General features: G+C 70.3%; 25 protein-coding genes. 8 read left to right on the plus strand and 17 right to left on the minus strand.

The window, feature by feature from the left end; translation table 11 throughout:
• Positions 1-71 precede the first annotated feature (71 nt).
• The 4 genes from HMPREF1529_RS00155 to infC all read right to left on the minus strand — a co-directional run bounded on the left by HMPREF1529_RS00155 (position 72) and on the right by infC (position 2,298).
• Positions 72-872, minus strand: coding sequence for a TrmH family RNA methyltransferase (locus HMPREF1529_RS00155; protein WP_005048914.1), 801 nt, complete (start codon positions 870-872; stop codon positions 72-74).
• A 76-nt stretch (positions 873-948) separates the two neighbouring features.
• A complete protein-coding gene (gene rplT / locus HMPREF1529_RS00160; RefSeq protein ID WP_005048911.1) occupies positions 949-1,329 on the minus strand; it encodes a 50S ribosomal protein L20 in 381 nt (126 codons plus the stop codon).
• 30 nt (positions 1,330-1,359) lie between these two features.
• Positions 1,360-1,554 carry a 50S ribosomal protein L35 gene (rpmI, locus tag HMPREF1529_RS00165; protein WP_005048908.1) on the minus strand — a complete coding sequence of 65 codons (195 nt, stop codon included), beginning with the start codon at positions 1,552-1,554 and terminating at the stop codon, positions 1,360-1,362.
• 75 nt (positions 1,555-1,629) lie between these two features.
• The gene (infC, locus tag HMPREF1529_RS00170) at positions 1,630-2,298 is read right to left on the minus strand and encodes a translation initiation factor IF-3 (protein WP_005048905.1); all 669 of its coding nucleotides are present in this window, start codon (positions 2,296-2,298) and stop codon (positions 1,630-1,632) included.
• A 234-nt stretch (positions 2,299-2,532) separates the two neighbouring features.
• Between infC and HMPREF1529_RS00175 the strand changes: the two genes are divergently transcribed.
• On the plus strand, positions 2,533-2,931 hold the full coding sequence (locus HMPREF1529_RS00175) for a DUF1844 domain-containing protein (RefSeq protein ID WP_005048902.1): 399 nt from the start codon (positions 2,533-2,535) through the stop codon (positions 2,929-2,931).
• 15 nt (positions 2,932-2,946) lie between these two features.
• On the opposite strand, the gene HMPREF1529_RS00180 is transcribed toward HMPREF1529_RS00175, so the two are convergent.
• The 6 genes from HMPREF1529_RS00180 to HMPREF1529_RS00205 all read right to left on the minus strand — a co-directional run bounded on the left by HMPREF1529_RS00180 (position 2,947) and on the right by HMPREF1529_RS00205 (position 7,421).
• Positions 2,947-3,741 carry an SseB family protein gene (locus HMPREF1529_RS00180; protein ID WP_016463241.1) on the minus strand — a complete coding sequence of 265 codons (795 nt, stop codon included), beginning with the start codon at positions 3,739-3,741 and terminating at the stop codon, positions 2,947-2,949.
• A complete protein-coding gene (gene priA, locus HMPREF1529_RS00185) occupies positions 3,725-4,471 on the minus strand; it encodes a bifunctional 1-(5-phosphoribosyl)-5-((5-phosphoribosylamino)methylideneamino)imidazole-4-carboxamide isomerase/phosphoribosylanthranilate isomerase PriA (protein ID WP_005048898.1) in 747 nt (248 codons plus the stop codon). The genes HMPREF1529_RS00180 and priA overlap by 17 nt, the downstream gene beginning before the upstream one ends.
• A 63-nt stretch (positions 4,472-4,534) precedes the next feature.
• The gene (gene hisH, locus HMPREF1529_RS00190) at positions 4,535-5,233 is read right to left on the minus strand and encodes an imidazole glycerol phosphate synthase subunit HisH (protein ID WP_005048896.1); all 699 of its coding nucleotides are present in this window, start codon (positions 5,231-5,233) and stop codon (positions 4,535-4,537) included.
• Complete coding sequence (gene hisB, locus HMPREF1529_RS00195) at positions 5,230-5,841, minus strand: imidazoleglycerol-phosphate dehydratase HisB (RefSeq protein ID WP_005048894.1); 612 nt, start codon at positions 5,839-5,841, stop codon at positions 5,230-5,232. Before hisB ends, hisH begins: the two co-directional genes overlap by 4 nt.
• Before the next feature lie 58 nt (positions 5,842-5,899).
• Positions 5,900-7,006: a histidinol-phosphate transaminase gene (locus tag HMPREF1529_RS00200; RefSeq protein ID WP_005048892.1), complete on the minus strand. Its 1,107-nt coding sequence runs from the start codon at positions 7,004-7,006 to the stop codon at positions 5,900-5,902.
• Positions 7,007-7,040: 34 nt separating this feature from the next.
• A complete protein-coding gene (locus HMPREF1529_RS00205) occupies positions 7,041-7,421 on the minus strand; it encodes a LysM peptidoglycan-binding domain-containing protein (protein ID WP_016463242.1) in 381 nt (126 codons plus the stop codon).
• Between the two features lie 310 nt (positions 7,422-7,731).
• Between HMPREF1529_RS00205 and lexA the strand changes: the two genes are divergently transcribed.
• Together lexA and HMPREF1529_RS00215 are read left to right on the plus strand one after the other, a co-directional pair.
• Positions 7,732-8,397: a transcriptional repressor LexA gene (gene lexA / locus HMPREF1529_RS00210; protein ID WP_005048887.1), complete on the plus strand. Its 666-nt coding sequence runs from the start codon at positions 7,732-7,734 to the stop codon at positions 8,395-8,397.
• Positions 8,398-8,399: 2 nt separating this feature from the next.
• Positions 8,400-9,407 carry a hypothetical protein gene (locus HMPREF1529_RS00215; protein WP_005048884.1) on the plus strand — a complete coding sequence of 336 codons (1,008 nt, stop codon included), beginning with the start codon at positions 8,400-8,402 and terminating at the stop codon, positions 9,405-9,407.
• Positions 9,408-9,417: 10 nt separating this feature from the next.
• On the opposite strand, the gene HMPREF1529_RS00220 is transcribed toward HMPREF1529_RS00215, so the two are convergent.
• Positions 9,418-10,392 carry a methylenetetrahydrofolate reductase gene (locus HMPREF1529_RS00220; RefSeq protein ID WP_232212020.1) on the minus strand — a complete coding sequence of 325 codons (975 nt, stop codon included), beginning with the start codon at positions 10,390-10,392 and terminating at the stop codon, positions 9,418-9,420.
• Between the two features lie 149 nt (positions 10,393-10,541).
• Between HMPREF1529_RS00220 and HMPREF1529_RS00225 the strand changes: the two genes are divergently transcribed.
• Positions 10,542-12,458 carry an alpha/beta hydrolase family protein gene (locus HMPREF1529_RS00225; RefSeq protein ID WP_005048880.1) on the plus strand — a complete coding sequence of 639 codons (1,917 nt, stop codon included), beginning with the start codon at positions 10,542-10,544 and terminating at the stop codon, positions 12,456-12,458.
• A 7-nt stretch (positions 12,459-12,465) separates the two neighbouring features.
• On the opposite strand, the gene hflX is transcribed toward HMPREF1529_RS00225, so the two are convergent.
• Complete coding sequence (gene hflX, locus HMPREF1529_RS00230) at positions 12,466-13,989, minus strand: GTPase HflX (RefSeq protein WP_005048878.1); 1,524 nt, start codon at positions 13,987-13,989, stop codon at positions 12,466-12,468.
• Between the two features lie 69 nt (positions 13,990-14,058).
• On the opposite strand from hflX, the gene HMPREF1529_RS00235 reads away from it, so the two are divergent.
• Positions 14,059-14,700: a class I SAM-dependent methyltransferase gene (locus HMPREF1529_RS00235; protein ID WP_005048876.1), complete on the plus strand. Its 642-nt coding sequence runs from the start codon at positions 14,059-14,061 to the stop codon at positions 14,698-14,700.
• A gap of 22 nt (positions 14,701-14,722) precedes the next feature.
• On the opposite strand, the gene dapF is transcribed toward HMPREF1529_RS00235, so the two are convergent.
• The 3 genes from dapF to miaB form a co-directional block, all read right to left on the minus strand.
• The gene (dapF, locus tag HMPREF1529_RS00240) at positions 14,723-15,586 is read right to left on the minus strand and encodes a diaminopimelate epimerase (protein ID WP_016463243.1); all 864 of its coding nucleotides are present in this window, start codon (positions 15,584-15,586) and stop codon (positions 14,723-14,725) included.
• Positions 15,587-15,655: 69 nt separating this feature from the next.
• A complete protein-coding gene (miaA, locus tag HMPREF1529_RS00245; RefSeq protein WP_005048872.1) occupies positions 15,656-16,570 on the minus strand; it encodes a tRNA (adenosine(37)-N6)-dimethylallyltransferase MiaA in 915 nt (304 codons plus the stop codon).
• An 8-nt stretch (positions 16,571-16,578) separates the two neighbouring features.
• Entirely contained in the window at positions 16,579-18,129 is a 1,551-nt protein-coding gene (gene miaB, locus HMPREF1529_RS00250; protein WP_016463244.1) for a tRNA (N6-isopentenyl adenosine(37)-C2)-methylthiotransferase MiaB, read from the minus strand.
• Between the two features lie 153 nt (positions 18,130-18,282).
• Between miaB and HMPREF1529_RS00255 the strand changes: the two genes are divergently transcribed.
• From HMPREF1529_RS00255 to HMPREF1529_RS00265, 3 genes are read left to right on the plus strand one after another with little or no spacing between them, the layout of a single operon-like run.
• The gene (locus tag HMPREF1529_RS00255; protein WP_016463245.1) at positions 18,283-19,347 is read left to right on the plus strand and encodes an ABC transporter substrate-binding protein; all 1,065 of its coding nucleotides are present in this window, start codon (positions 18,283-18,285) and stop codon (positions 19,345-19,347) included.
• Complete coding sequence (locus HMPREF1529_RS00260; RefSeq protein ID WP_016463246.1) at positions 19,344-20,390, plus strand: FecCD family ABC transporter permease; 1,047 nt, start codon at positions 19,344-19,346, stop codon at positions 20,388-20,390. Before HMPREF1529_RS00255 ends, HMPREF1529_RS00260 begins: the two co-directional genes overlap by 4 nt.
• Positions 20,387-21,166 carry an ABC transporter ATP-binding protein gene (locus HMPREF1529_RS00265; RefSeq protein WP_016463247.1) on the plus strand — a complete coding sequence of 260 codons (780 nt, stop codon included), beginning with the start codon at positions 20,387-20,389 and terminating at the stop codon, positions 21,164-21,166. The genes HMPREF1529_RS00260 and HMPREF1529_RS00265 overlap by 4 nt, the downstream gene beginning before the upstream one ends.
• Before the next feature lie 5 nt (positions 21,167-21,171).
• Here HMPREF1529_RS00265 and HMPREF1529_RS00270 read toward each other — a convergent pair whose 3' ends face one another.
• Entirely contained in the window at positions 21,172-21,888 is a 717-nt protein-coding gene (locus HMPREF1529_RS00270) for a regulatory protein RecX (RefSeq protein WP_005048862.1), read from the minus strand.
• The gene (gene recA / locus HMPREF1529_RS00275) at positions 21,888-22,943 is read right to left on the minus strand and encodes a recombinase RecA (protein ID WP_005048860.1); all 1,056 of its coding nucleotides are present in this window, start codon (positions 22,941-22,943) and stop codon (positions 21,888-21,890) included. Before recA ends, HMPREF1529_RS00270 begins: the two co-directional genes overlap by 1 nt.
• Positions 22,944-23,114: the final 171 nt, after the last annotated feature.

The raw sequence follows: 23,114 nt of genomic DNA on the forward strand, positions 1-23,114 counted from the left end.
GATCCTGTGGAAGACGACCAACTTATGCACAGGATCTTGACCGAGTCGTAGCCGACCCGGAACAATTCGCGTCAGCGATCGCCGCGCTGTGCGAAGGCCGTCTCGTACAGGCAGACGCTCGCCGCGGTGGCGAGATTCAGCGACTCGGCGCGACCGTAGATCGGCAGTCGCAGGGAGAGGTCGGCGAGCGCCAGCGCATCGTCGTCCAGGCCCCGTGCCTCGTTGCCGAACAGCCAGGCCGTGGGTGCGGCGAGCACGTCTCGGCGGGCGAGGAAGTCCTCTCCCCCGACGTCCGCGGCGACGATGCGCAGGCCCGCCGCATGTGCCCGTTCGACGGTGGCCGGCAGCTCCGCGGCGACGGCGACGGGCACGTGGAACAGCGAGCCGGTCGTGGCGCGCACGACCTTGGGGTTGTAGGGATCGACCGTGCGTCCGGTCAGCACGACGGCATCGGCACCGGCGGCGTCGGCGGCGCGGATGATGGTGCCGAGGTTGCCCGGATCGCGTACCTCTTCGCAGATCGCGATGAGGGTCGGCGATGCGGCGAAGATGTCTTTGAGTGACGTCGGCGACTGTCGCGCGACGGCGACGATCCCCTGCGGGGTCACCGTGTCGGCCATCGCATCCAGCACCGCCTCGGTCGTGAAGACGATGTCCAGGCCTGCGTCCGCGGCCGCATCCCGGATGTCTTGATGTCGCTCCATCGCCGTGGGCGTGGCGAAGAGCTCGACGAGGGTGTCGGGGCGGAAGGCGAGAGCCTCGCGGGCCGCCTGGGGTCCCTCCAGCAGGAACAGCCCGGTCTCCTGTCGGGCGCTGCGCTTGGTCAGCTTGGCGACGGCGCGCACACGGGGAGAACGAGGATTTTCGAGCACGATCTCATCCTAGGGAATGAAGAAGGGGCGTCCCCCGTTCGGAGGACACCCCCTTCTCGTGCTGTGTGGGCAGTGATTACGCCTTGGGCGCGTTCACGTCCGCCGGCAGCGCCTTCTTCGCGGTCTCGACGAGCGAGGCGAAGGTGGCCGGCTCGTTGACGGCCAGCTCGGCCAGCATGCGACGGTCGACCTGCACGCCCGCCAGGCCGAGGCCCTGGATGAAGCGGTTGTAGGTGATGCCGTTCTGACGGGCCGCGGCGTTGATGCGCTGAATCCACAGGCGGCGGAAGTCGCCCTTGCGCTTGCGGCGGTCACGGTACGCGTAGACCAGCGAGTGGGTGACCTGCTCCTTGGCCTTGCGGTACAGGCGCGAACGCTGCCCGCGGTAACCGGATGCGCGCTCGAGGATGACGCGACGCTTCTTGTGGGCGTTGACGGCCCGCTTGACTCTAGCCATTTTCTTCTACTTTCTCGTCTGCGTCAGCGCTCAGATGCCGAGGAGCTTCTTGGCGACCTTCGCGTCGCCGGGAGCCAGGATCTTATCGGCCGACAGGCGGCGCGTGCGCTTGGTGGGCTTGCCTTCGAAGTTGTGGCGGAGGTTCGCCTGCTGCTTCTTGATCTTCCCGCTACCGGTGACCTTGAAGCGCTTCTTGGCACCCGAGTGGGTCTTCTGCTTCGGCATGTCTCTATCCTTCGTTGTGGTTCCCGCGGGGCGGGAGCTCTGGGGGCCGGGAGGCTGTGCCTCCGGCCGGCGGCCTTACTCCGCGGGAGCGGGCTCGGCGGCGGGGGCGGCCTCGGGCTCGGCGCCCGTGGTGCCGCGCGCCTGGCGCGCCGCCTCCTTGTTCGCAGCACGCTGGGCGTTCTGCTCGGTCTTCACCTCGGACTTGTTCTTGTGCGGGGCGATGACCATGACCATGTTGCGTCCGTCGATCGTGGGGTTCGACTCGACGGTTCCGTACTCGGCGACGTCCTCGGCGAACTTGCGCAGCAGCCGCACACCCTGCTCCGGACGCGACTGCTCGCGGCCTCGGAAGAGGATCATGGCCTTGACCTTGTCACCGGCCTGCAGGAAGCCTTCGGCACGCTTGAGCTTGGTCGTGTAGTCGTGCGCTTCGATCTTCAGTCGGAAACGGACCTCTTTGAGAACCGTGTTCGCCTGATTGCGACGCGCTTCCTTCGCCTTCTGCGCCGCCTCGTACTTGAACTTGCCGTAGTCCATGATCTTGACCACGGGCGGCTTCGAGTTGGGGGCGACCTCGACGAGGTCGAGATCTGCTTCCTGAGCGAGGCGCAGAGCGACCTCGATGCGGACGACGCCGACCTGCTCACCCGCGGGTCCGACGAGGCGGACCTCGGGAACGCGAATGCGGTCATTGGTGCGGGGATCGCTGATGCGGAACTCCTTAGTCGTACGGGTGGGTGCCACCGGACACAGGGATGTGTCTCGGGCGGAAGATCGTCACGTCCACCCCGCACGACGCGCACGTCGGCTTCGTTCCTGCACCCTCACCCGCACCGATTGCTCGGTGCGACAACCTCGACGGACGAGGCGGAGCGCGTGACCCGGTAGCCTGGAGCGGCAAGCGCGGGTGGGATGTGATCCTCTTTCGTTCCGGAGCAGAACACTCCGGCGCCCGCACAGTCTAGCAGAGAGCAGCACGTGGACACGATTCCTTCCTCCCCCGACCGTCACGAGGCCGAACGGCTCGCCCGATGGGAGGAACAGGAGCGTGCCTCCGCCGCCGCCACCCGCGACATCGCCGACGTGCCGGCGGTGGAGGTCATCACGACGGCCGCAGTGCATCTCATGAGCGCGGCCGCCGTCAAGACCGGTCTCGCGGACGATCCCGAGACGCAGCGGGATCTCGACGAGGCACGCAAGCTGATCAACGCCCTGGCGGGGCTGATCACGGCCGGAGCGCCGGAGATCAGCGACATGCACGCGCGGTCACTGCGCGATGGACTGCGCTCGCTGCAGCTCGCGTTCCGCGAGGCCTCGGTCATCCCCGACCCGATCGGCAAGGGCCCGGGCGAGAAGTGGACCGGACCCGTCACGTGAGACCCGGCGCGGCGCTCAGCCGCGGACGAGCTTGACCGTGAGCGAGTCGACCAGCACCGCAATGCGATCATCGGCGGCCCACCGCGCCGCCAGCCGCTGCAGGGTGGCGTCGAGCTGAGACTGGTCGAGCCCATCCACGAGCTGCAGACGGACGATCAGTTCCGGGCCGCGCAGACGCGCCTGCGGATCCCCCGGCGCCACCGACAGGTCGAGCACGCCCAGCTCGGAGCCGATCGAGTCCTGCAGCCCGGCATAGACCTCCGGCGAGGTGTGCGCGGGTTCCCAGGCCAGCCCTTGACCGAGGGCCCACACCGCGGGGCGACGCAGAACGAACTCGGTCTCGGATGCCGGGTCGATCACGATCAGGTCCGTATCGTCGGCAGCGGCGGCCAAGGCGGTACGGATGCCGTCGGCCGGCACCGGTCGCGCTTTCGGATCCCACGCCGCCATCGTGCCCACCGAGGTGAACACCGGCAGCACACGCCGCCCGTCGGGCGCGGCGACCGTCACGATGGACAGCTCCTGCGTCTTGTCGACGGTGTGGCCGGACGGGGCGACGCCCACATCGCCGGCCTCGGCGACCAGCGGGATCAACAGGCGTGCCGTCCGATAGGCGTCGACGACCGCACGAGCATCACCCTCGCCCCGGCGGAAGCTCAGCAGCGCCGACAGCAGCGCAGGGTCTGCAGAGCCGTCGTCGCCGGCGTGCGGATTGGGCTCGAAGGAGCGCCCCTCCCAGGGGACGCCTGCGGAATCCGCGGCGCAGGCGTGGGCGGCGGCGTCGTCGGGACTCTCAGCCTGCGGCGACATCCAGCGCCTCGGCGAGGGTGAAGGCCCCCGCATAGAGTGCCTTGCCCACGATCGCGCCTTCGACGCCGAGCGGAACGAGCTCGCGCAGGGCCGCGATGTCGTCGAGGTTCGAGATGCCCCCCGAGGCGACGACCGGCTTGACGGTGCGGGTGGTGACCTCGCGCAGCAGCTCGAGGTTCGGGCCCTTCAGCGTGCCGTCCTTGGTGACGTCGGTGACGACGTAACGGCTGCACCCGGCGTCTTCGAGGCGCTGGAGCACCTGCCAGAGGTCGCCGCCGTCGCGCGTCCACCCGCGCGCAGCGAGCGTGGTTCCACGCACATCGAGTCCGACCGCGATCGCGTCGCCGTAGCGGCCGATCACATCCGCCGCCCACTCGGGGTTCTCCAGCGCCGCGGTGCCCAGGTTGATGCGGCTCGCCCCCGACTCGAGGGCGGCCTCCAAGGTCGCATCGTCGCGGATTCCTCCGGACAGCTCCACCTGCACGCCCTTGAGCTGCTTGATGACCTTGCGCAGCACGGCGGAGTTGTTGCCGCGCCCGAAGGCGGCATCCAGATCCACGAGGTGGATCCACTGGGCGCCGTCGCGCGCCCAGGCCAACGCCGCGTCGACGGGATCGCCGTAGCTGGTCTCGGTGCCGGCCTCACCCTGCGTCAGACGTACCGCCTTGCCGTCGGCGACGTCGACGGCGGGCAGGAGGATCAGTTCGGGGGTCGACGCGAAATCGTTCATGGCTCCAGGAAGGGTTCAGTGCCCGCCATGCGCGGACACGAGGACACACAAGCAGAGAGACTACTACCGGGTGCGGGTGAGGTCCTGCGGCAGCGAGGAGATCCAGTTCGCGAGAAGCCGGATGCCGGCCTCGCCGCTCTTCTCGGGATGGAACTGCGTCGCCGACAGCGGCCCGTTCTCGACGGCGGCGAGGAACGGCGTGCCGTAGTCGCACCAGGTGAGGGCGGGTTGACGGAACGGCCGCGTGACCTCGAGCGACCAGTGCTGGGCGGCGTAGGAGTGCACGAAGTAGAACCGTTCGTGCTCCAGGCCACGAAAAAGAGTCGAGCCTTCGCCCACCCGCACCGTGTTCCAGCCCATGTGCGGGAGCACCGGCGCGTCGAGTTCGGTGACCGCGCCGGGCCACTCGCCGAGCCCCTCGGTGTCGTCACCGCGTTCCACACCGTGCTCGAACATCACCTGCATGCCGACACAGATGCCCAGCACCGGCAGACCTCCGGCGAGACGACGTTCGATGATCTCGTCGCCGCGCGTGGCGCGCAGGGACTCCATCACGGCCCGGAAGGCTCCGACGCCGGGGACGACCAGACCTGCGGCGTCGTGGATCAGACCACGATCGGCCGTGAGCCGCGCATCGGCTCCCGCGGCGACGAGAGCCTTCACCGCGGAGTGGACATTGCCCGACCCGTAGTCGAGCACAGCCACGAGAGGCCGCTCCTCGATGCGGGTACCGGCCTCGAGCCCTGCGGTGGCGTCGGTCATAGGGCGCCCTTCGTACTGGGGATGCCGTGGACCAGGGGGTCGAGCGCCTTCGCCTGTCGGAAGGCCCGCGCGAACGCTTTGTACTCGGCCTCGGCGACGTGATGCGGGTCCCGTCCGCCGAGCACCGTGACGTGCATCGTCAGACCAGCATTGAAAGCGAGCGCTTCGAAGGTGTGGCGCACGAGTGAACCGGTGAAGTGGCCGCCGATGAGGTGGTGCTCGAACCCGACCGGCTCCCCGGTGTGGACGAGATAGGGGCGCCCACTGATGTCGACCACAGCCTGGGCCAGCGCCTCGTCCAGGGGAACGAGCGCGTCTCCGTAGCGCGAGATGCCGCTCTTGTCGCCGAGCGCCTGGCGGATCGCCTGCCCCAGGACGATCGCGGTGTCTTCGACGGTGTGGTGTGCATCGATGTCGGTGTCTCCCGAGGCGCGCACGGTGAGATCGGTGAGCGAGTGCTTTGCGAAGGCCGTGAGCAGGTGGTCGAAGAACGGCACCGTGGTGTCGATGCTGCTGCGCCCGGTGCCGTCGAGGTCGAGGTCGAGTTCGACCGTGGACTCGCTGGTCGCGCGTCGCAGGGATGCCGTGCGGAGGGCCGGGGTGCTCATGAGCCGAGTCTACCGAGAGCGCGCGCGCCGGCCCGGCGTGTTACCCCCGCGATCACCGTCAGTGCGCGCCGGCACCGCCCGGACCGAGGGAGGCGAGCGCATCGAGGAACGCCGTCGACTCCTCCGCGGTGCCCGCGGTGACACGCAGACTGTGGGCGATGCCGACGTCGCGGATCAGAACACCGCGTTCGTAGAGCCCCTGCCACGTCGCCGCAGGATCTTCCACACCGGAGAAGAGCACGAAGTTCGTCCAGCTCTCGAAGGGGCGGTAGCCCAGCGCGTCGAGTGTCGCGGAGATACGGTCGCGCTGAGCGACGATCTCGTCGACCATCGCGAGCATCGCCGGTGCGTGACGCAGCGCGGCCGATGCCGCCGCCTGCGTCAGCGCACTGAGGTGGTAGGGCAGCCGCACCAGACGCAGGGCATCGATGACGGCGGGGTCGGCGGCGAGGTAGCCGACGCGAGCGCCGGCGAACGCGAAGGCCTTGCTCATCGTGCGAGAAACGACCAGCCGCGGCCGATCGGGCAGCAGCGTCAGCGCCGACCGGGAATCACGGGGCGCGAACTCCTGGTAGGCCTCGTCGACGATCACGATGCCGGGTGCGGCGTCATAGACGGCCTCGATCACATCGAGTCCGAGTGGCGTTCCGGTCGGGTTGTTCGGCGCGCACAGGAAGACGACATCCGGCTGCGCCCGGTCGACCTGAGCGGCCGCGTCTTCGGGGGCGAGTGTGTAGTCGACGCCGCGCGTCCCGCTCACGTACGTCGCGCCAGTGGCACGAGTAAGCAGCGGGTACATCGAGTAAGTCGGTGCGAAACCGAAGGCCGTCCGACCGGGGCCGGCGAACGCTTGCAGAAGGTGCTGCAAAACCTCATTCGATCCGTTCGCCGCCCAGATCTGCGCGGCCGACAGGCCATGACCCAGGTACTCCGCGAAGCCCTCCCGCACGGCGGTGAACTCGCGATCCGGATAGCGGTTCACCTCCCGGAGCGCACGGGCGATGCTGTCGAGGATGTCGTCCGCGACCGCTTCGGGCACCGGATGCGTGTTTTCGTTGACGTTCAGCGCGACGGGCAGCGGAGCCTGGGGAGCGCCGTAGGGCGTCAGGCCGCGCAGGTCGTCTCTGAGGGGAAGGTCATCGAGTCGAACGCTCACCCTCACCATCGTAGAGGTCGCCGTGTTGAGCGGACGAGGCTGATCAGTGGCCGGCGGAGTACTCGGCCGGGATCGCGATGCTCTGTCCGGCATCGAGGCTGCCCGAGTCCAAGGCGTTGAGTCGAACGATCGCGTCGACGGCGTCGCGCGGGTCGACGTCAGGTGCGACCGCGCGTGCGATCGACCAGAGCGTGTCGCCCGGCTGAACCGTGACGTGGGTGAACGTGACTCCCGAGGATCCCTCATTGGAGGCCAGCGCGCCGCCGCCGGACACGATGCCGATACCGAGCGCGACGATGACGGGGATCGAGGCGAGGAAGGCGAGCACCCGGCGACCACGAACCGTCAGGCGCAGACGGGTGGCGGGGGCCGCCGCGATGACACGGCCGCGGGGCGAGGCGCCGAGGATGTCGATCGTGGTCATGGGTTCCTCCTTGAGACGTGTCCCGCGCCGCGGCGTCGGGGGTGAGAGCGTCACCTCGAAGATTCGAGTCGAGATTCGCATCCGCCTCTCGGCCGGGAGAGCCGGATGCGAATCTCTGTTCCGAACCTATCTTCGATAGTGTTCGAGTGTCAAGCGATACGGTTCTCGCAGATGAATCGAATCCGACACGCGCACGCGTGCCGTCCGACCGTGCGAAAACCGGATACGGTTTCGACAAGACGACCCCATCACCAACCTCCGACATTCGAAGGCTCTGCCTTCCGGGGACGCGATCGAAGGAGCGCGCGACATGGCCGAGAAGCCTCAGACACGCAGGCGGAAGAGCCTCAGCGACAAGCAGCTGAAGATCCTCGAGGTGATCCAGACCTCCATCGCGCGCCACGGCTACCCGCCGAGCATGCGCGAGATCGGCGACGCCGTGGGCCTGAAGTCGCTGTCCAGCGTCACCCATCAGCTCAACCAGCTGGAGCTGAGCGGCTACCTCCGCCGCGACGCCGGCAAGACGCGCGCGATGGAGGTTCTCATCGACCTGCCGGGTGCCGCCGCCGAGAATCCCGCCGACCTCGCTCCGGCCGTGGGCGATGCGGCGCTGGTCCCTCTGGTGGGGCGCATCGCGGCGGGCGTGCCGATCACGGCAGACCAGCAGGTCGAGGAGATCTTCCCCCTCCCCCGCCAGCTCGTCGGCAAGGGCGACCTGTTCATGCTCAAGGTCAGCGGCGAGTCGATGATCGACGCCGCCATCTGCGATGGCGACTGGGTCGTCGTGAGATCGCAGCCGACCGCGGACAACGGCGACATCGTCGCGGCGATGCTCGACGGCGAAGCGACGGTGAAGACCTTCCGGCAGCGGGACGGCCACACGTGGCTGCTCCCCCGCAACTCCTCCTTCGAGCCCATCCTCGGCGACGACGCGGTGGTCCTCGGTCGCGTCGTGGCCGTCCTGCGCGCGATCTGATCATGTCGCGGGCGCGCGCCCTCGCATCGGCCGTCGCGATCGTCCTGGCCGTCGTCTGCCTCCCGTTGTCCATCCTGAGCGTCTGGGCGCGGGTGCAGCTGGTCGACGAAGACGCGTTCACCGCGACGCTTGTGCCGCTGGCCCGTTCGACCACCGTGCAGGACGCGCTGATCGCGGCATCCGCCGACGCGGTGGACGCGAGGCTCGACGCCGACGCCCTCACCGGCTCGATCGTCGACGGCATCATCGGGCTGGGCGTCGGCGACCGGGCCGCGGACGCATTGCGGCGACTGCAAGCGCCTGCCGCCGCCGCCGTGCAGACTCTCGTGCACGACACGATCGCCGACGCGATCCGCTCAGACGGCTTCGGGTCGCTGTGGGAACAGCTTCTCCGGCAGTCTCATCGCGCGCTCACGCTCGCCGCGACCTCCGATGGCGCCGGCGTCGTGGTGCAGACCGAGGCCGGACTCGGCATCCAGGTCGGCGCCGTGGTGGCGGGCGTGAAGGAACGTCTGAGCGCGCAGGGCGTGGCGTGGGCGACGCTCATCCCCTCCGTCGATCACGTCGTGGTCATCGGCTCCGGAGACACCCTCGCCGCCGTTCGAACGGGATATGCGCTCGGCGTGACGGTGGGATGGTGGATGCCGGTCGCTACCGTCATCCTGTTCCTCAGCGGGATCGCGCTCGCGCGGCGACGCCTGAACGCCCTCCGGCGGGCCGCACTCGCGGCGGCGGCGTGCCTCGGGGCGCTGCTGATCGCGGCTGCCGCGGGGCGGGCGGCGGTGTCGTCCGCCGCAGCCGGGACGGCGCTGACGCCGGCCGCGGCCGCCGCCGTCTTCGACCAGCTGCTGGCGGCGGCGGTCGGCGCGACCGGCGCAGCTCTGGCGATCGCTCTCGCCGTCGCCGCCGGCGCGTGGCTCGCCGGTCAGTCCGTGCGCGCGGCGGCTCTTCGCCGCGCGTGGAGTCGTTGGGGTCTTCGCCGCGCGGCGGCGGACGAGTCCTCCGACTGAGCGGACGGCGTCAGGGGCTCGCTTCGGAGATCAGCTCTGCGGCGCGCAGCACGCCCAGAACGGTGTCGTGGTTGTTGAAGGCGTAGAGGTGGATGCCGTCGGCGCCGCCGGCGACAACGGACCGCGCGAGGTCGGCGGCATGGGCGAGGCCGACGGCGCGCTGCGCGGCGGCATCCGGAGCCGACTCGAGCGCCGCGGCGAGAGCGTCGGGGCGCGCATCTCCGGTGAGCTCGAGCACTCGGCGCAGTCGCCCCGGAGAGGTGATGGGCATGATCCCGGGCACGATCGGGATGACGACCCCGGCCGCACGGGCGCGCTCGACGAAGTCGAGGTACTCGTCGGCGTGGAAGAAGAGCTGTGTCAGGGCGGACGTCGCCCCGGCGGCCTGCTTGGCGAGAAGTGCGTCGATGTCCTCGTAGCGGTGACGCGAACGCGGGTGACCGTTCGGGAACGCCGCGACGGCGATCTGGACGCGGTCGCCGTCGGTGACCTGCACGGCTCCCGGAAGCCCGGGGATCTCACGCTCCCGATACGGCGAGCGCTCCGCCTGCACCCGGCCGATCAGCTGCACGAGCTGAGCGGCCGACTCCAGATCGCCGAACACGATGTCGTCCTCGCCGATGCCGACGGGCGGGTCGCCCCGCAGCGCCAGGAAGCGGGTGATGCCGGCATCGAGGAAGTCGCGGATGACCGTCGTGGCTTCGGCGTAGCTGCTGCCGACACAGGTCACGTGCGCGACGGGCGGAACGGTCGTCTCGCGGAGGATGTGCGTCAGCACGGTGAGCGAGCGGTCGGTCGTCGAGCCGCCCGCTCCGAACGTCACGGAGATGAAGCGCGGACCGGCGGCGGCGAGCACGCGAATGGTCTCGTAGAGAGCAGGCAGCTGCTCGGGGGTGCGCGGAGGGTAGATCTCGAACGAGAACGGTACCCGCGGCGAGGCCGTGACGGCGGCCGCCGGAGCGCCGACGCGAGGTTCGTGGGCCATCTTCGCTCGGTTCCCTCTCGGGTCGGGGTCGTGCGGCCGGTCGGCCCCGGCCTCGATGCCCCACTTTAGAGCCACGGCGGTGCCCTCACCCGCGTGTGACGGCACGTGCCTGCCGACGTGGCAGGTCGCACACGCGTAGCGTGGCAGCCATGGTCGATGTGCACCCTTATGGATCCTGGCCCTCCCCGTTCACCGCCGCGTGGGCTTCTTCGGCTTCTCCCCGGGTCGACGGCGCTGCGCTCGTGGGCGACGAGGTGTGGTGGGCGCAGTCGGTGGCCGAAGAGGCCGGCCGCACGGCCGTGTTCCGGCGCGATGCGACCGGCACGGTGCACCTCGTCCTGCCGGCGCCGTGGAACGCCCGATCCGGCGTCCACGAGTACGGCGGCGGGTCGTGGGCGGTCGACGATGCCGGTCGGCTGTTCTTCGTCGAACGCCGCGACCAGCAGGTGTGGGTGCAGGAGCCCGGCTCGGACCCTCGTCCCCTGACGGACGATGCGGATGTCCGCTACGGCGGACTTCGCGCGACCGGCGGGATGCTGCTCGGCATCCGCGAGCGCGGCGGCCGCGAGCGAGCGATCGTGCGCATCGACCTCGACGGTGCGGGAGCAAACGACCTCGTCGCGGGCAGCGATTTCGTGGCTCAGCCCGCGCTGTCCCCGCGCGGGGACCGGCTCGCGTGGGTGGCCTGGAATCATCCCGACATGCCGTGGGACCGCACGACCCTGCGTATCGGTCGTCTCGAGGACGGCGCCGTGGTCGAGTGGACCGACGTGACCGACGGCAGCACGGCAGCGCTCCAGCCCGAATGGACCGACGAGGACGACCTGCTGTACCTGGACGATGCGACGGGTCGGTGGAACCTCTGGAGCCTACGCCTGGATGCCGACCTGCCGCGGGCGCCTCTCGCCCCGGCCGATGCGGACACGGGGGGCCCGCTGTGGTCACTCGGCAGCCGCTGGTTCGGTGTGACGTCCGACGGCGGGGTGATCGCTGTCCGCACCAACGGCTCGGATGAGCTCGTCTGGCGGGATGCCGCGGGCACCGAGACCGTGATCGACATCCCCGCCACCGCATCCCTCGCCGTCGAGGCGGTCGTCGGCCGCCGGGCGCTGGTCTCCGGCATGGCACCGGGCGTGAGCGGCATCTGGCTGGTGGAGTTCGATGCGGAGGGGGCGACGGTGCACGTCGACCTCATCGTCGGACACCGTGCGGAGATCGCGGGTGAGGATCTCGATGCGTGGCTTCCCGAGACGCGCCCGTTCTCCGTGGAGGGTCCGACGGGGACGGTGCACGCATTCGTGCACCCCCCTCACCATCCGCGTGTCGCGGCATCCGATGCAGAGCGCCCGCCCTATCTCGTGCTGGTGCACGGCGGACCGACCGGCCACGAGGGCGGCGTCGCCGATGCGAAGACGCTGTTCTTCACGAGTCGCGGCATCGGAGTACTGGAGGTGAACTACGGCGGCTCGACCGGATACGGCCGCGCGTACCGGGAGCGTCTGCGCGGACAATGGGGCGTCGTCGACGTGGCGGACGTCGCGGCAGCCGCCTCCGGCCTTGCCGCCACCGGCGCCGCCGATGGCGGCCGCCTGGCGATCAAGGGCGGATCGGCAGGCGGCTGGACGGTGCTCGCGGCGCTCGCGCGCACCGATGTGTTCCGCGCGGGCATCTCCCGCTACGGCGTCGGCGACGCCCGAACCCTGGCCGCCGATACGCACGATTTCGAGTCACGGTATCTCGACGGACTCATCGGGCCCCTGCCGGAGGCCGAGGAGCTCTATATCGAGCGCTCCCCGTTGACGCATATCGACGGGTTCCGCGTGCCCGTGCTGCTGCTGCAGGGTGCGGATGACGCGGTCGTGCCTCCGTCGCAGGCCGAAGCGATCCGCGACGCTCTCGCCGCGCGCGGCATCCCGCACGCCTACGTGCTCTACGAGGGCGAGGGACACGGGTTCCGCGGCGCTGAGGCAGTCGTGCACGCGCTGGAGAGCGAGCTCGCTTTCCTCGGCCAGGTGTTCGGCTTTCCGACGCCCGGCGTGCCGGCGATAGAGCTGACGGCAGGCTAGGCGTGCGTCAGAGCGCGTAGGGCGCGAGCTCCGCCGCGAGCCGCTCCGAGACGTGCGCGTGCACGGCGGTACCGCCCTCCTCGTGGGCCGTCGAGACGATGTGCCCCGACTCGTGCACCGCGTTGATGAGGTCTCCACGCTCATACGGCACGAGTGCGCGCACCTCGACCGCCGGCAGCGGCAGGGCGTCCTCGATGACGGTGCGCAGCTGATCGATGCCCTCCCCCGTCCGCGACGACACGAACAGCGCGCTCGGCTCGAGACCGCGCAGCACCAGCCGCGCGTCGTCGTCGACGAGGTCCGCCTTGTTGAAGACGACGATCTCGCGCGTCGAGCGCGCACCCACGTCGCCCATCACATCGCGTACGGTCGCGAGCTGCGCCGCGGGGTCGGGATGGGAGCCGTCCACGACGTGTACCAGCACGTCGGCGTCGCCCACCTCTTCCAGCGTGGAGCGGAACGCCTCGACGAGCTGGTGCGGCAGGTTCCGCACGAAGCCGACCGTGTCGGTCAGGGTGTAGACGCGCCCGTCGGCCGCTTGGGCACGGCGCACCGTCGCGTCCAGCGTCGCGAACAGCGCGTTCTCCACGAGCACGCCGGCGCTCGTGAGCCGGTTGAGCAGGCTCGACTTGCCGGCGTTGGTGTAGCCGGCGATCGCGACGGACGGGATCGTGTTGCGCTTGCGTTCGCTGCGCTTGGCCTCGCGGGCGGGCGCGAAGTCGCGCAGCTGCCTGCGCAGCTGCGCCATCTTCGTGCGGATGCGCCGGCGGTCGAGCTCGATCTTGGTCTCGCCCGGTCCGCGTGAGCCCATGCCGGCGCCTCCGGCGCCGACCTGGCCACCGGCCTGACGGCTCATCGATTCACCCCATCCGCGCAGTCGCGGAAGCAAGTACTCAAGCTGGGCGAGCTCGACCTGCGCCTTGCCCTCGCGGCTCTTGGCGTGCTGGCTGAAGATGTCGAGGATGACGGTGGTGCGGTCGATGACCTTGACCTTGACGACGTCCTCCAGCGCGCGACGCTGGCTCGGAGCGAGCTCGGTGTCGGCGATGACGGTGTCGGCGCCGACCGCGGCGACGAGGTCGCGCAACTCCGCCGCCTTGCCGCGGCCGATGTAGGTCGCCGGGTCGGGGTGCGGACGTCGCTGCAGCACCCCGTCGAGCACGACCGCGCCGGCGGTCTCGGCGAGCGCGGCGAGCTCGCGCAGGGAGTTCTCCGCGTCTTCCTGCGAGCCCTGGGGGTACACCCCGACGAGCACGACGTTCTCCAGCCGCAGCTGGCGGTACTCGACCTCCGTGACGTCTTCGAGTTCCGTGGACAGACCCGGCACGCGGCGCAGCGCCGCGCGCTCCTCACGGTCCCACTGATCGCCGTCGGTGTCGCCATAGGCGACGGTCGCGGCATCCTGCAGCGCCTGGGCGGCACCGAAGACGTTCGCGCTGGAGCGGCCCTCGGCACGTGCCAGCACGCGATCCACCGGATCGAGCGGCGTGTCCTCGCCGTGCGCGTCGGTGGTCTCGGTGGTGTGGGTCATGGATTCCTTCCAGGTCAGCCTTGCAGTCTAGCCTCCCGCACAGGCCGGTGGCTCCGGTACGCTCGCAGGATGGGGAGTGACCACTACTTCAGCGCCTCCCCGTCCAGCGCCGAGAACCTCCGTCGCATCCGCGTGTCCCTCGGCGGGCGCACCGGCGAGGTCACGACCGCGGGCGGGGTGTTCAGCCCCGACCACGTCGACGGCGGGACGGCGGTGCTACTCGCGAATACTCCGCCGCCCCCTCCGGGCGGCCACCTGCTCGACCTCGGCTGCGGCTGGGGGCCGATCGCGCTCAGCCTCGCCGTGCAGTCGCCGCACGCCACGGTGTGGGCGGTGGACGTGAACGACCGCGCTCTCGACCTGGTGCGACGAAACGCGCAGGAGTGGGGTCTCACCAACATCAACGCGGTGCGTCCCGAGGATGTTCCGGGCGACGTCCGCTTCCGCGGCATCCGGTCCAATCCCCCCATCCGCGTCGGCAAGAACGAGCTTCACGGTCTGCTGGAGACGTGGCTGCCGCGCTTGGACGAACGCAGCGACGCGTGGCTGGTCGTGCAGCGCAACCTCGGGTCCGACTCCCTGCAGCGGTGGCTGGCGGCGACATTCGACGACGGATACTCGGTGACGCGTGCGGCGACCGGACGCGGCTTCCGGGTGCTGAAGGTGCGCCGGCACGGCGCCGTGCCGACCGGCGCGATCGAACTGCCCTGAGTCGCCCGCGATCGACCGCGCGTCAGGCCAGGCGCACCTCGCCCGAGTAGACGAGGGTCGCCGGACCCGACAGCAGCACGTGGTCGCCGTCGGCGTCGGCGACGATGCGAACGCCGAGGACGCCGCCGGGCACCTCGACACTCCAACGATCGGGCGCCGCGGGTCCGGCCCAATGGCGGACGGCGAGCGCCGCTGCTGCGACACCCGTGCCGCAGGAGAGCGTCTCACCCACCCCGCGCTCGAAGACCCGCATGCGGATGCTGCCGACGCCGTTCTTGACGAGCGGATCGGCCGGCACCACGAACTCCACGTTCGCCCCGGCGACCGGCTCCGGATGCAGCAACGGCTGCACCGTGAGGTCGAGCTCCTCGAGCTCGCCCGCGCTGGAGAGCGCCACGACGACGTGCGGGTTGCCGACGTCGACGCCTTGGCCGGGGCGGGCGACGTCGAGTCCCCGCGCCTTGACGACGGTCTCGCCGTCGATGGCGAAGACGCCGAGGTCCACCTCGAACCCGAGGTCGCTGCGCGTCAGGGTCTTGATGCCGGCGCGCGTGCCGATGCGCAGCGGTGCCGCGTCGATGTCGGCGCGACCCGTGTCGACGAGGTACTTCGCGAAGACACGCGTGCCGTTGCCGCACATCTCGGCGGCCGATCCGTCGGCGTTGCGGTAGTCCATGAACCACTCGGCATCCGCCGTCGCTTCGCCCTCGCGTATGCGGGCGCTGCGGACGACGCGCAGGATGCCGTCGCCGCCGATGCCGAAACGGCGGTCGCAGAGCGCGGCGACCTGAGAGTCCGACAGCTCGAGGACGCCCTCGTCATCCGGGACGATCACGAAGTCGTTGCCGGTGCCGTGACCCTTGGTGAATGCGATCGGCTCTGCCACCCGGTCAGTCTACGGTCCGCACCCGGACGGGTCGCCGTCAGCCCCCGAAGCTCCGGGTCTCGACGGCGCTCACGCCATCGAGTCTGCCAGCGCGGCGGCGTCCGCGTCGGGCGCGACCCAGTGAATGCCGGGGTACCGACGGAACCACGACACCTGGCGCCGCGCGTAGCGCCGTGTCAGCGCCTGGGTCTGTGCGATCGCGTCGGCCTGGTCGATGCGTCCGGTGAGCTGGTCGACGGCCTGGGCGTACCCGATGGCACGGCTGGCCGTGACCCCGCGCTCGAGGCCCCGCGCGCGGAGCGCCTCGACCTCGGCGAGGAGACCCTCGCGCCACATGCGCTCCACGCGCTCGTCGAGGCGTGCGACCAGCTGCGTGCGCTCGAGCTCGACGCCGACGAGCGTCGTGGGCTCATGCCACAGCACCGGCTCCTCGGGCAGTGCCGCGCCGTGTCCGCGGTCGCCCTGCAGAGCGATCTCGAGCGCACGGACGATCCGACGCCCGTTGCGGGCGTCGATGCGCTCGGCCGTCGTCGGATCCAGGAGGCGGAGGCGTTCGAGCAGGGCGCCGGGGCCGTCCTGCGCGAGGTCTTGTTCGAGCCGCTCGCGCACCGCGTCGTCGTGCGGCGGGAAACGGAAGTCGTAGACGACGCTGGACACGTACAGCCCCGAGCCGCCGACGAGGATGGCATCGCCACCACGGTCGAAGATGTCGCCGATCGCGGTGCGCGCGGCATCCTGATACGCCGCGACGGCGGCCTCGTCGGTGACCTCGAGCACGTCGAAGAGATGATGAGGGATGCCGCGGCGCTCGGCGACCGGCAGCTTCGCGGTACCGATGTCCATCCCGCGGTAGAGCTGCATCGCGTCGGCGTTGACGATCTCCGCCGACCGCCCGCGGGCGATCAGCGCCTCGGCGAGGCGTAGCGACAGGTCGGTCTTGCCGGTACCCGTCGCTCCGACGACGGCCCAGAGACGGGAGGCCACGCGGCGGATCAGCCCAGACGCAGCGTCGGAAGGCCCAGCGACACCGCGCGCGGCGCGCCGCCCTCCGCGCCCGCGGGCGCGGGAACGCCGCAGGACTCGGCCTGCGCACGGTCCCACGCATCCCCGGCGCGGGTGCGGCGGATGCGCAGCGGGGCGCCGTCGGTGCTGTCGGCGAGCAGGTGGAAGGGAGCGGCGTGGGTGACCGTCACGGTGACGACGTCGCCGGGCCGCGGGACGACAGAGCCCTCGGGCAGCTCGAAGTGCACGAGACGGTTGTCCTCGGCGCGCCCCGTGAGGCGGCGGGTCTCGGCATCCTTCTTGCCCTCGCCGGTCGAGACCAGCACCTGCAGCTCGCGGCCGATCTGGGCCTGGTTCTCCTCGAGGCTGATGCGTTCCTGAAGGGCGACCAGGCGCTCGTAGCGCTCCTGGACGACGGCCTTGGGCACCTGGTCCGGCATGGTGGCTGCCGGGGTGCCCTCGCGGATCGAGTACTGGAACGTGAAGGCGCTCGCGAAACGCGCCTGCTCTACGACGCGCATCGTGGCCTCGAAGTCCTCCTCGGTCTCGCCCGGGAAGCCGACGATGATGTCGGTCGAGATCGCCGCGTGCGCGATGCGCTCACGCACGCGGTCAAGGATGCCGAGGAAGCGGTCGCTGCGGTACGAGCGCCGCATCGCGCGCAGGATGCGGTCGGACCCCGACTGCAGCGGCATGTGCAGCTGCGGCATCACCTGCGGGGTCTCGGCCATGGCGTCGATGACGTCGTCGGTGAAGGCCGCCGGGTGCGGGCTCGTGAAGCGGATGCGCTCCAGGCCCGGGATCTGACCCGCCGCGCGCAGCAGCTTGCCGAATGCCTGACGGTCGCCGAACTCGACGCCGTAGCTGTTGACGTTCTGGCCGAGGAGGGTGACCTCAACGGCGCCGTCCTCGACGAGGAGCCGGATCTCGCTGAGGATGTCGCCCGGGCGGCGGTCCTTCTCCTTGCCGCGCAAGCTCGGCACGATGCAGAACGTGCACGTGTTGTTGCAGCCGACCGAGATGGACACCCATCCGCTGTGCACGGCGTCGCGCTTGGTCGGAAGGGTAGAGGGGAACACCTCCAGCGCCTCGAGGATCTCGAGCTCGGCCTCGCCGTTGTGCCGCGCACGTTCGAGCAGGCTCGGGAGCGCGCCCATGTTGTGCGTGCCGAAGACGACGTCGACCCACGGAGCCTTGTCGAGCACGGCGTCCTTGTCCATCTGCGCCATGCATCCGCCGACGGCGATCTGCATGCCCTCGTGGCGGTCCTTGCGACTCTTCAAGTGCCCCAGGGTCCCGTAGAGCTTGCCGGCCGCGTTGTCGCGCACGGCGCACGTGTTGATCACGACGACATCGGCCTCGGCGCCGGCCTCGGCGCGGACGTATCCCGCGCTCTCCAGCGAGCCCGACAGCCGCTCGGAATCGTGGACGTTCATCTGGCAGCCGAAGGTGCGCACCTCGTAGGTGCGGGTGCGGCCGTCGGCGGTGACGGCGGCGACCGAAGGCGCGATCAGCGTGGGCGTGGCGGACGGAGAAGTCATGATGCGTTCATTCTACGATCCGCCGCGGGAACGGGGCCGGGGACGGGCGCGCGGAGCCCCGCACGGGATCTCGCACGGGATCCCGCACCGAGTTAGGGTAGCCTTTCCTGCGTCACCCCGCATCCACGGGGCTCGGAGAACCGAAGGAGTCCCATGGCAGCCCACCTTCCGCGCGCCCTGCGCACGATCGCCCTCACCGCCGCGGCGGTCGCGACCCTCACCGCCCTCACGGGTTGCGGTGCCTCGGAGCCGCTGCCGGCCGTGTCGACGGGGGCGGTGGGCGAGGGCCGCACCGCGTACCCGCTGACGATCGAGAACTGCGGCGTCGCGGTCACCTTCGCGGCCGCACCCGAGCGCACCGTCTCGCTCGATCAGGACTCGACGGAGATCCTGCTCTCCCTGGGACTGGAAGAGCGCATGGTGGGTACGGCGTCGTGGACCGATCCCGTGCTGCCCTCCCTCGCGGAGGCGAACGCGCGCGTGCCGCGCCTCGCGGACAACGCACCGACGTACGAAGTCCTGATGGGCGCCGAACCCGACTTCGTGACCGCGTCGTTCGGGCGCCACTTCAAGGACGGTGGCGTCGTCACCCGCGATCGCCTGAGTTCGAGCGGCATCCCGTCCTACCTGTCGCCGACCGACTGCGACAACGGCAAGAGCATCAACGGCGGCACCGGACAACGCTCGACGGCGCTGACCGTCGACACCCTCTACCAGGAGATCCGAGAGCTCGCGGAGATCTTCGACGTGCCCAGCCGCGGCGATGCCCTGATCGCAGGCCTCCAACGCCGCGCCGCCGCCGCCATCGCGGGGATGGATCTGTCCGGTCGCACCGTCGCATTCTGGTTCGCCGACACGAAGACGCCGTACGTCGGCGGCGGCCGCGGATCGACCCAGCTGCTCGCGTCGATGACCGGTATGACCAACGTCTACGCGGACCGCGTCGAGGACTGGCCGGCCGTCAGCTGGGAATCGCTCGTCGAGGCTCAGCCCAGCGTGTTGGTGGTGGGTGACCTGCAGCGCGACCGGTTCCCCGGCGACCGCTTGAACGACAAGATGGCCTTCCTCACCGGCGATCCTCTCGCCCGCACCATTCCGGCGGTCTCGACGAACGCGATCATCGCCCTCCACGGCGCGGAGCTCAACCCCTCCATCCGCTTCGTCGACGGGCTCGAGAAGATCCGCGCCTGGTGGGACGCGCAGCAGGGCCGCGGATGACCGCGGGCCTGACGCCGCGGCGCACCGTTCGACTGCCGGCCGCGCTGGTGATCGCGCTCGGTGTCGTCGCCCTCGTCGCGTCGATCGCGGCGGCCATGACGCTTGGAGCGGCCGACGTCTCCCTCGTGAGCGTGCGCGACATCATCCTCAACAACCTCGGTCTGGCGAACATCCCGGTGCGACCGGCGGCGAACGCGATCGTCTGGGAGGACCGGCTGCCCCGGGCGCTCGTCGCGGCCGCCTGCGGGGCCGGGCTGGGGCTGTGTGGCGTCGTGATGCAGGCGCTGCTGCGCAACCCGCTCGCCGACCCGTTCATCCTCGGCGTCTCGTCCGGCGCGTCCACCGGAGCGGTTCTGGTCGCGGTGCTCGGCCTCGGCTCCGGTGCGCTGGGGCTGTCCGCGGGTGCATTCATCGGCGCCCTCGTCGCATTCGCGCTCGTGCTGGTGCTCGCGCGCGCCGCAGCGGCGGGAACGTCGGGCGTGATCCTTGCGGGCGTGGCCGGTACGCACTTCTTCTCTGCGGTGACCTCGCTGATCGTGTTCGCCTTCGCCGACTCCGATGCCACGCGCGGCGTGATGTTCTGGCTCCTCGGCTCCCTCGAGGGGATGAGATGGAACCACGTGCTGCTCGCCATCGTCGTGGTCACGGTCGGAGCCCTGGCGGTCGCTGCCTCCGCGCCGACACTGGACGCGTTCGCGTTCGGTGACGATGTCGCGGCGTCTCTCGGCATCCACGTGTCGCGCGTGCGGACGCTGCTGTTCATCCTCACCGCGCTGATGACTGCGACGCTGGTGAGCATTGCCGGCGCGATCGGTTTCGTCGGCCTCGTCCTCCCCCACGCCGCGCGGCTGCTCGTCGGCCCCCGGCATGCGCGTGTGGTCCCCACGACGATCGTCCTCGGAGCCCTGTTCATGGTGTGGGTGGATGCCGCATCGCGCACGGTGTTCGCACCGTCTCCTCTGCCCGTCGGCGTCGGGACGGCACTGGTGGGCGTCCCGGTGTTCGTGGCCCTGCTCGTGCGACGGAAGAAGGTGCGCGCATGACGCTGTCTGCCGACCGGGTGTCGTGGCACCGTGGCGGCGCGCTCGTCGTGGACGGGGTCTCGCTGCACCCGCGGCCCGGATCGACCGTCGGCCTCCTCGGCCCTAACGGCTCGGGCAAGTCCTCGCTCCTGCGCCTGCTCCAGGGTGTGTCACGCCCGGACAGCGGGATCGTCCGTCTCGACGACGACGATCTGACCGGCCTGCGGCGGCGGGACGTCGCCCGCGCCGTGGCGACAGTGGCACAGCAGGCCGACACGGACGTCGACCTGACCGTCCGCGACGTCGTCCGGCTCGGTCGCACGCCGCACCGGTCGGTGTTCGGCGGCGACACCGCGGCCGACGCGGAGGCGGTCGAGTCCGCACTCGCTCAGGTGCTGCTGACCGAGAAGGCCGAGCATGGCTGGCACACGCTGTCGGGCGGGGAGCGCCAGCGGGCGCAGATCGCGCGTGCGCTCGCCCAGCAACCGCGGGAGCTGCTGCTCGACGAGCCGACCAACCATCTCGACATCCGCCACCAGCTGGAGCTTCTGGCGCTCGTCAGCGCCCTCCCGGTCACGACGGTGGTGGCCCTGCATGATCTCAATCTCGCCGCGACGTTCTGCGACGAGGTGGTCGTGCTGCGCCGCGGCGCGGTGGTTGCCGCGGGGACGCCCATCGAGGTGTTGACGACCGCGCTCATCGCCGACGTGTACGAGGTCGACGCGCGCACGGAGGTCGACCCCGTGACCGGCCGACTCGCCATCACCTACGTCTGGGAACGGCCCCCATCGGCCTGAGCACGTCACCCCCGCGGAAACGCCCCGGTCGCGGGCTCCTCCTCGAAGCGAACGGCCCCGGCCGGTGCGCGGCGCACCGGCCGTCCGAGCTCATCGAGCGCCTGACGCGCGGCGGACAGCGCCGTGGACCCGTAGCCGCGCCGCGCCAGTTGTCCGGATAGGCGCCGAAGCGCCGTATCGCGGTCGAGATCTCGCATCGTCCGAGCCTTCTGCCGAGCGAACTCCAGGGCGCGATCGGCCTCGTCGTCGGGGAGCTCGTCGAGCGCGGCGTCGATCACGTCGCGCGGGATCCCCCGCTTGGCCAGCGACTGCGCGAGCAGCGCGCGACCCTGTCCCTTGCGCTCGACCCCGCTGTGGACGAGTTGCTCCGCCAGCGCGGCATCGTCGAGGTAGCCGAGACCGCGCAGGCGGTCGAGCACCTCCTCGATCGCTCCGTCGACGAGCTCTCTCTCCCGCAGAAACGTCGATGCCTCGCGTTCGGACAGCGAGCGCGTGCGCAGCCGCTTCATCAACGCGGCCTCTGCGTCGGCGAGCACGGCGGCGGTCTCGTCGTCCCAGGTCGTCTCGGCACGGTCATCGGTCCAGGTCGGATGCCACGCCGCGGCGATGTCAGCGTCTACCTCGCTCACCGCGGGTGCGGTGACAGCGGCATCCGCCTCCCCGAACAACGGGATCACGGGAGCGAGGCGCTCGGACTCGCCCCCGTGTCGCGAGGTTGTCATCAGGCCGGGCGGCGTGCAGCCAGGTCGTCGGCGGGGGCCGTCTCAGCCGCGACGCGAGGCTGGCCGATGCCCAGCTTCTGCTTGATCTTGGTCTCGATCTCGGCCGCGATGTCGGGGTTCTTCAGCAGGAAGTTACGGGCGTTCTCCTTGCCCTGACCGAGCTGCTCACCGTCGTAGGTGTACCAGGCGCCGGACTTCTTCACCAAGGCGTGCTCCACGCCGAAGTCGATGAGCGAGCCCTCGCGGGAGATGCCGGTGCCGTAGAGGATGTCGAACTCGGCCTGCTTGAACGGCGGCGCCATCTTGTTCTTGACGACCTTGACGCGCGTACGGTTGCCGACCGCGTCGGTGCCGTCCTTCAGCGTCTCGATGCGACGGATGTCCAGACGCACCGAGGCGTAGAACTTGAGCGCCTTCCCGCCGGCGGTGGTTTCGGGAGAGCCGAAGAACACGCCGATCTTCTCGCGCAGCTGGTTGATGAAGATCATCGTCGTGTTGGTCTGGTTGAGGCCACCGGTGAGCTTTCGCAGCGCCTGGGACATGAGGCGAGCCTGCAGGCCGACGTGGGAGTCACCCATCTCGCCTTCGATCTCGGCCTTGGGCACGAGCGCGGCGACCGAGTCGATGACGACGAGGTCGATGGCTCCCGAACGCACCAGCATGTCGGCGATCTCCAGCGCCTGCTCCCCCGTGTCGGGCTGCGACACGAGCAGCTGGTCGATGTCGACACCGAGCTTCTGCGCATAGTCGGGGTCGAGCGCGTGCTCGGCGTCGATGAAGGCGGCGATGCCGCCCGCGCGCTGCACATTGGCGATCGCATGGAGCGTGAGCGTCGTCTTACCCGAGGACTCGGGACCATAGATCTCGATGATGCGCCCGCGGGGAAGACCACCCACGCCGAGAGCGACATCGAGGGCGATCGAACCGGTGGGGATGACCTCGACGGGGGCGCGGTCGTCGCTGCCCAGTCGCATGACCGAGCCCTTTCCGAACTGCCGGTCGATCTGGGCGAGGGCCGACTCGAGGGCCTTCTCGCGGTCAGCGGGTGAGGGCATGACGTGCTCCTTGTGCTCTGCCGTGGACGGCGCTGCCGGCCTCGGGATTCCGTCGCCTGTAGGCTGTCACGCCCCCTCCCGGCGGGAAGGATGCTGCGACAAGGCGGAGGTGTCGTGATGACGATGTCCACGCTAGAGACGGCCTCCGACATCGGTCGGCGACGGGCCTCG

The organism is Microbacterium sp. oral taxon 186 str. F0373 (genome assembly GCF_000411455.1).
Classification (GTDB): domain Bacteria; phylum Actinomycetota; class Actinomycetes; order Actinomycetales; family Microbacteriaceae; genus Microbacterium.

What these genes read in the sequence shown, in the direction of transcription:
- miaB (WP_016463244.1), bottom strand. Translation starts at nt 18,129, where the DNA reads ATGACTTCTCCGTCCGCCACGCCCACGCTGATCGCGCCTTCGGTCGCC.
- HMPREF1529_RS00225 (WP_005048880.1), top strand. Translation starts at nt 10,542, where the DNA reads ATGGTCGATGTGCACCCTTATGGATCCTGGCCCTCCCCGTTCACCGCC.
- hisB (WP_005048894.1), bottom strand. Translation starts at nt 5,841, where the DNA reads ATGAGCACCCCGGCCCTCCGCACGGCATCCCTGCGACGCGCGACCAGC.
- HMPREF1529_RS00220 (WP_232212020.1), bottom strand. Translation starts at nt 10,392, where the DNA reads ATGGCCCACGAACCTCGCGTCGGCGCTCCGGCGGCCGCCGTCACGGCC.
- HMPREF1529_RS00200 (WP_005048892.1), bottom strand. Translation starts at nt 7,006, where the DNA reads ATGGTGAGGGTGAGCGTTCGACTCGATGACCTTCCCCTCAGAGACGAC.
- HMPREF1529_RS00260 (WP_016463246.1), top strand. Translation starts at nt 19,344, where the DNA reads ATGACCGCGGGCCTGACGCCGCGGCGCACCGTTCGACTGCCGGCCGCG.
- HMPREF1529_RS00270 (WP_005048862.1), bottom strand. Translation starts at nt 21,888, where the DNA reads ATGACAACCTCGCGACACGGGGGCGAGTCCGAGCGCCTCGCTCCCGTG.
- priA (WP_005048898.1), bottom strand. Translation starts at nt 4,471, where the DNA reads ATGAACGATTTCGCGTCGACCCCCGAACTGATCCTCCTGCCCGCCGTC.
- recA (WP_005048860.1), bottom strand. Translation starts at nt 22,943, where the DNA reads ATGCCCTCACCCGCTGACCGCGAGAAGGCCCTCGAGTCGGCCCTCGCC.
- HMPREF1529_RS00255 (WP_016463245.1), top strand. Translation starts at nt 18,283, where the DNA reads ATGGCAGCCCACCTTCCGCGCGCCCTGCGCACGATCGCCCTCACCGCC.
- rplT (WP_005048911.1), bottom strand. Translation starts at nt 1,329, where the DNA reads ATGGCTAGAGTCAAGCGGGCCGTCAACGCCCACAAGAAGCGTCGCGTC.
- HMPREF1529_RS00265 (WP_016463247.1), top strand. Translation starts at nt 20,387, where the DNA reads ATGACGCTGTCTGCCGACCGGGTGTCGTGGCACCGTGGCGGCGCGCTC.
- lexA (WP_005048887.1), top strand. Translation starts at nt 7,732, where the DNA reads ATGGCCGAGAAGCCTCAGACACGCAGGCGGAAGAGCCTCAGCGACAAG.
- hisH (WP_005048896.1), bottom strand. Translation starts at nt 5,233, where the DNA reads ATGACCGACGCCACCGCAGGGCTCGAGGCCGGTACCCGCATCGAGGAG.
- HMPREF1529_RS00180 (WP_016463241.1), bottom strand. Translation starts at nt 3,741, where the DNA reads ATGTCGCCGCAGGCTGAGAGTCCCGACGACGCCGCCGCCCACGCCTGC.
- HMPREF1529_RS00205 (WP_016463242.1), bottom strand. Translation starts at nt 7,421, where the DNA reads ATGACCACGATCGACATCCTCGGCGCCTCGCCCCGCGGCCGTGTCATC.
- rpmI (WP_005048908.1), bottom strand. Translation starts at nt 1,554, where the DNA reads ATGCCGAAGCAGAAGACCCACTCGGGTGCCAAGAAGCGCTTCAAGGTC.
- hflX (WP_005048878.1), bottom strand. Translation starts at nt 13,989, where the DNA reads ATGACCCACACCACCGAGACCACCGACGCGCACGGCGAGGACACGCCG.
- HMPREF1529_RS00215 (WP_005048884.1), top strand. Translation starts at nt 8,400, where the DNA reads ATGTCGCGGGCGCGCGCCCTCGCATCGGCCGTCGCGATCGTCCTGGCC.
- HMPREF1529_RS00235 (WP_005048876.1), top strand. Translation starts at nt 14,059, where the DNA reads ATGGGGAGTGACCACTACTTCAGCGCCTCCCCGTCCAGCGCCGAGAAC.